Source organism: Micromonospora sp. M51 (assembly GCF_018070305.1).
Taxonomy (GTDB): Bacteria; Actinomycetota; Actinomycetes; order Mycobacteriales; family Micromonosporaceae; genus Micromonospora; species Micromonospora parva.
Window position 1 is genome coordinate 1 of sequence record NZ_JAGPXZ010000445.1, and the last position, 5,086, is coordinate 5,086.

At 71.8% G+C, this 5,086-nt stretch carries 3 protein-coding genes and 2 pseudogenes; 3 read left to right on the plus strand and 2 right to left on the minus strand.

Annotated features, from left to right (window positions below):
- Positions 1-205 (plus strand): annotated as a pseudogene (locus KBX53_RS21675) (hypothetical protein); the annotation flags it as partial.
- 9 nt (positions 206-214) lie between these two features.
- Here the strand turns inward: KBX53_RS21675 and KBX53_RS21680 are convergent.
- Both KBX53_RS21680 and KBX53_RS21685 read right to left on the minus strand, forming a co-directional pair.
- Positions 215-1,234 (minus strand): TAXI family TRAP transporter solute-binding subunit, encoded by a 1,020-nt coding sequence (locus tag KBX53_RS21680; protein WP_030330421.1) that lies wholly within the window; start codon positions 1,232-1,234, stop codon positions 215-217.
- Complete coding sequence (locus KBX53_RS21685; RefSeq protein WP_247676001.1) at positions 1,231-3,507, minus strand: TRAP transporter fused permease subunit; 2,277 nt, start codon at positions 3,505-3,507, stop codon at positions 1,231-1,233. The genes KBX53_RS21680 and KBX53_RS21685 overlap by 4 nt, the downstream gene beginning before the upstream one ends.
- A gap of 195 nt (positions 3,508-3,702) precedes the next feature.
- Between KBX53_RS21685 and KBX53_RS21690 the strand changes: the two genes are divergently transcribed.
- Both KBX53_RS21690 and KBX53_RS21695 read left to right on the plus strand, forming a co-directional pair.
- A complete protein-coding gene (locus KBX53_RS21690) occupies positions 3,703-4,635 on the plus strand; it encodes an ABC transporter ATP-binding protein (RefSeq protein ID WP_210861290.1) in 933 nt (310 codons plus the stop codon).
- Between the two features lie 244 nt (positions 4,636-4,879).
- Positions 4,880-5,086 (plus strand): annotated as a pseudogene (locus KBX53_RS21695) (hypothetical protein); the annotation flags it as partial.

Below are 5,086 nucleotides of genomic sequence, written 5' to 3' on the forward strand. Positions count from 1 at the left end.
GACCCGCTCGGTCGCGTACACCGAGCACCAGCCGGTGCCCGGCGGCGCGGCGCGGGTCGCGGCCCGGCGCGTGGCCGGGGTCGACGGTCTGACCTGGACGGTCCGACTCGACCCCGGCACTGCGGCGGACGACGAGGCCCTTTTCGCCGAGACCGACCGGCTGGTCGCCGTGGCCCGCGCCGCCACCGCGCCGGCCGACGTCTGAGCGGCCGGGTCAGCTCGCGCCGAGGTCCTTCAGCGCCTTCTCCGCGCCGCGGTGCAGCGGCACCGGCAGGGTCCTGCGGGCCCTCTCCAGCGAGATCCCCTTGGCCGCCGGGTTGGCCTGGGCCAGCGCGTCGCGCTTGTCGAACACCGTCCGGGTGATCGCGCAGGCGACGTTGGCGTCCAGGTCCTTGCGGACCAACAGCACGTTGGGTACGACGATGGTCGGGGTGTCGGTGGCCGTGCCGTACGCGTCCCGCCCGATCGTGCCTTCCTGGTAGCCGGGGCTCAGCGCGGCCATCTTCGGCAGCAACGGCGAGAGGTCGACGAACTTCACCGAGTCGCCGGCCGTGGTGAACAGGTCGGTGAGCCCTCCGGTGGGCAGACCGCCGGACCAGAAGAAGCCGTCGACGCTGCCGTCCTTGATTCCCTCGACAGTCTTGGTCAGGTCCAGTCGCTGCGCTCGGACGTCCTTCGCCGGGTCGAGGCCGGCGGCCTCCAACAGCCGGTTGGCGATCACCTCGGTGCCGGACTTCGGCGAGCCGGTGGAGATCCGCTTGCCCCGCATGTCGGCCACCGAGGTGATCCCGGAGTCGTTGCGGACCACCACCTGCGTGTAGTTGTCGTAGATGCGGGCCAGCGCCTGCACCGGCTGCGGCGCGGAGAAGCTGCCCTTGCCCTCGACCGCGTTGACCGCCGTGTCGAACAGCGAGAACGCCACGTCGTACTGGCCGCCAACGAGCTGCTCGACGTTCTGCACCGACGCGCCGGTCTCGGCGGCGGTGCCGGTGAGCTTGCCACCGGTCGCCCCGGACAACTGCCCGGCCAGGGCGTTGCCGACCACGTAGTAGACGCCTGTCGCGTTGCCGGTGGCGATGCCGACGCGGGTCTCCTTGGTCACCTCGCAGGTGACCTCACTGGCCGCGTCGTCAGTGGCCGCACCGCCCTGCTGACCTCCGCACCCCGCGGCGCCGACCGCGACGAGGGCGAACACGCTCAGGCTCGCGGCGAGCCGTACGTCGATTCGTCTCACAGTTGTTCCTCCACAGAATCGGACGGTTGTCGGTCGGCGGACCGGTGTCGCAGGAACACACCCGCTGCCGCGACGGCGGCCAGCGTCGCGCCGACGGTGACCGGCACGGGTTCGAGCCAGAGCAGTGTGACGCCGGCGAGGACGCCCAGCAGCCGTTCCGGGGCGCCGACCGGCCCCACGCCGGGCAGCCAACCACCGGCGGCGACGGCGAGCACGGCCACGCTGAGCGCGGTGACCACGGCGGCGAAGGCGATGCGCCCGACGCCACCGATGCCGAGCAGACCGAGCCCGGCCGGCGTGATGACGAAGGCGATCGGGGTCAGGTACGCCGGCAACGCGTACCGCAGGGTCTGCCACATGGTGGGCACCAGCCGGCCGCCGGTGACCGCGGCGGCGGCCACCGCGGCGAGCGCGGTCGGTGGGGACACCTCGGACAGCACCGCGAAGTAGAAGACGAACATCGCCGCAGCCGGCGCGGTGACGCCCAGGTCGAGCAGCGCCGGGCCGACGATCACCCAACCGATCACGAACGACGCGGTGACCGGCACGGCCAGGCCCAGCAGGCTGAGCGCGACGGCGGCGAGCAGCGCGGTGAGCACCAGCACCAGCGTCGGATCCGACGTGGCCGCCTTCGCCCCGCCGATCAGCAGCGCCGCCGCCTGCGGCCCCAGGCCGGTCTTCGTGGTGGTCGCCGTGATGATGCCGGCGGCGGCGCAGACGGCGGTGACGGCAAGGACGCCGCGTACGCCGGTGACGAGCGCTGTCACCAGCCTGCCCGGGGTGAGCCGGTGCGCGCGGTCCAGGAAGGAGAGCGCGACGGCCAGAACGGTGGCGAACACGACCGCCCTCGTCGCGGACATTCCCATCGCGAGGAACACGATGATGGCGATCAGCGAGGCGAAGTGGTAGCCGAACCGGCCCAGCAGACGCCAGGGCGAGCCGACATCGACCACCACCGGGCGTACGCCGGAGCGGCGGGCGTCGATCTCCACGGCGAGCAGGATGCCGAGGTAGTAGAGCACCGTCGGCACTGTTGCCCAGCCCAGCACCTGAAGGTACGAGACGCCCAGGTACTCGGCGATGATGAACGCCGCCGCGCCCAGGGTCGGCGGGGAGAGGATGGCGCCCACACCGGCCGCGGCCAGCATGCCGCCGGCCCGCTCCGGTGGGTAGCCGGCGCGGCGCAGCAGCGGCCAGGTGACCGCGCCGATGCTCACCGTCGTCGCCGCCCCGGAGCCGGAGACGGTGCCGAGCAGGAAGCCGGAGGCGACAGCGGTCCGGCCGGCGGCGGTACGCGAGCGCCGGAACGCCGCGGCCGACAGGTCGACGAAGAACCGCCCGGCCCCGGACAGGTCCAGCACCGCGCCGTAGATGGTGAACAGCACGATGTACGAGGCGGCCACGTCGAGTGGTGTGCCGTAGAAGCCGCTGTCGGAGTTGTAGAACGCGTCGACCAGTTGACTGAAGTCCAGCCCGGCGTGCGCGACCGGCCAGGACTGCGGCAGCAACCCGCCGTAGTAGCCGTAGCCGAGGAACACCAGGCAGATGGCGGGCAGGATCCAACCGGTGGTCCGTCGACAGGCTTCGAGCAGCAGGAGCAGCAGGACGGTGCCCAGCACCAGATCCGTCGGCGACAGCAGACCCTGTCGGTCGAGGAACGCGTTGTAGCCGCCGCCACCGTCGCCGATCCGGATCGGCACGATGGGGTAGAGGCAGGCCGCGACGGCCAGAGCGACGAGCACCCAGTCGGTCACTGTGGGCCGCGTCGACGCGGGTCGCCGCCGGATGCGGAGGCGGGCCGGCAATCGCAGGTCGGCCGGGTAGGCGAGGAAGACCAGCGGAAGGACACCGGCCAGGAAGATGATCAGGTAATACTTGCTGCCCTGCGACAGGGGCTGGAACACCTGCCACAGGGCGAGCGCGCCGACCGCCAGCGCCGCGATGGTGAGAAGCAGCCCGGTCGGCCCGGAGAGCACCCGGCCCGGCTTCTCGTCCTCGAACTGGGCGGCCAGGTCCCGCGTCGCCTGCTCGGCGACGTCCGGCCCGGCCTGGTCGGGCTTGCCCGGATCAGGGTCGGCCTGGTCGGGCCTGGCCTGGTCGGGTTTGCTCGGGTCGGGCCTGGCCTGGCCTGGCTTGCCTGCGTCGGGCTCGGTCTGGTCGGGTCTGGTCGCCGGGCTGGTGCCGTCGGATTCGGCGGGTTCCGCCGGCCCGGCTCCCGGTCGTGGTCGGGGTGGCCTGCCGCCGGGGCGCGCCGCGCTCTTGTCGGCGGGCAAGTTGGCTGGTCGGGTAGGTGACGACGAACCATCGGGCGAGCTGATGGGCGACACAGGGGGACGATACACGTCGATCAGCTGACGGGTGGGGCATCGATCGGCGTTTCCCCACCGCCGGCACCGGCACCGGCGCTACCGGCCAATGCGGACGTATGTGCGTGGAGGTCTGTCGGACCCGGCGGTTAGTGTCGGGCGGTGACTTCGGGGCGACCACTGATTCAGGCTCGTGGGCTGGTGAAGCGGTTCGGCGATTTCACCGCCGTGGCCGGCATCGATGTCGAGGTCCGCTCGGGTGAGGCGTTCGGCTTCCTCGGGCCCAACGGCGCGGGCAAGTCGTCCACCATGCGGATGGTCGGCTGCATCTCCCCGCCCAGCGGTGGCGAGCTGCGCATCCTCGACATGGATCCGGTGGCTGACGGGCCGGCGATCCGCGCGCGCCTCGGGGTGTGCCCGCAACTGGACAATCTCGACCCCGAGCTGACCGTCCGGGAAAACCTGACCGTCTACGCCCGCTACTTCGGCATCTCCCGCCGGACGGCTCGGGAGCGGGCCGCCGAGCTGCTCGACTTCGTCCAGCTCACCGAGCGGGCCGACAGCAAGGTCGAGCCGCTGTCCGGTGGCATGAAACGTCGACTGACCATCGCCCGCGCGCTGGTCAACGACCCGGAGATCGTGCTGCTCGACGAGCCGACGACCGGGCTCGACCCGCAGGCCCGGCACCTGGTGTGGGAGCGGCTGTTCCGGCTCAAGCAGCAGGGCGTCACGCTGGTGCTCACCACGCACTACATGGACGAGGCCGAGCAGCTCTGTGACCGGTTGGTGGTGATGGACGGCGGGCGGATCGTCGCGGAGGGCTCGCCCCGGGCGTTGATCGAGCAGCACTCGACCCGCGAGGTGGTCGAGCTGCGCTTCGCCGCCGAGTCGCAGGAGCCCTTCGCCGGCAAGCTCGACGGGCTGGGGGAGCGGGTCGAGGTGTTGCCCGACCGGGTCCTGCTCTACGTGCCCGACGGTGACACGGCGGTCGCCGAGGTCGCCGCGTTGGGGCTCCAGCCGGCGAACGTGCTGGTCCGGCGCAGCGGCCTGGAGGATGTCTTCCTGCAACTGACCGGCCGCACCCTGGTCGACTGACCACCCACGGCTGATCGGCCGCACCCTGGTCGACTGACCGCCCACCCCTGATCGCTGCCAGCTCGGCCGCGACATCTCCGGCGTACCGACGCGGACCCGCCAAGAGCCACTCGGCTTTCTGAAAGTCGGGGTGACGCGGCGGGCCCGACAGCCCGATTTCCGGAAACCCGAGTCGATCAAGGAACGGGCGGGGAGTGGGCCGCCGTAAGGTGACCGGCGGTATGCCGTATCCCGAAGGAGCTTCATGTCCGATCTGGTGACCGCCAACCGACGTCAGGCCGGGCTCACCGCCCTCTACCTCGGCTTCTTCGCGATGGTCTGGTTCAGTGTGCCGGCGGCGGAGCAACCGCTGCGCGCCCTGCTCGTGGTGGGAAGCATCGCCGCGCTGCTCACCGCCGTGCTGGGCGGCGTGTTGTCCGCCCGACTCCGGGGGGCCGGCAGCCCCCGGGAC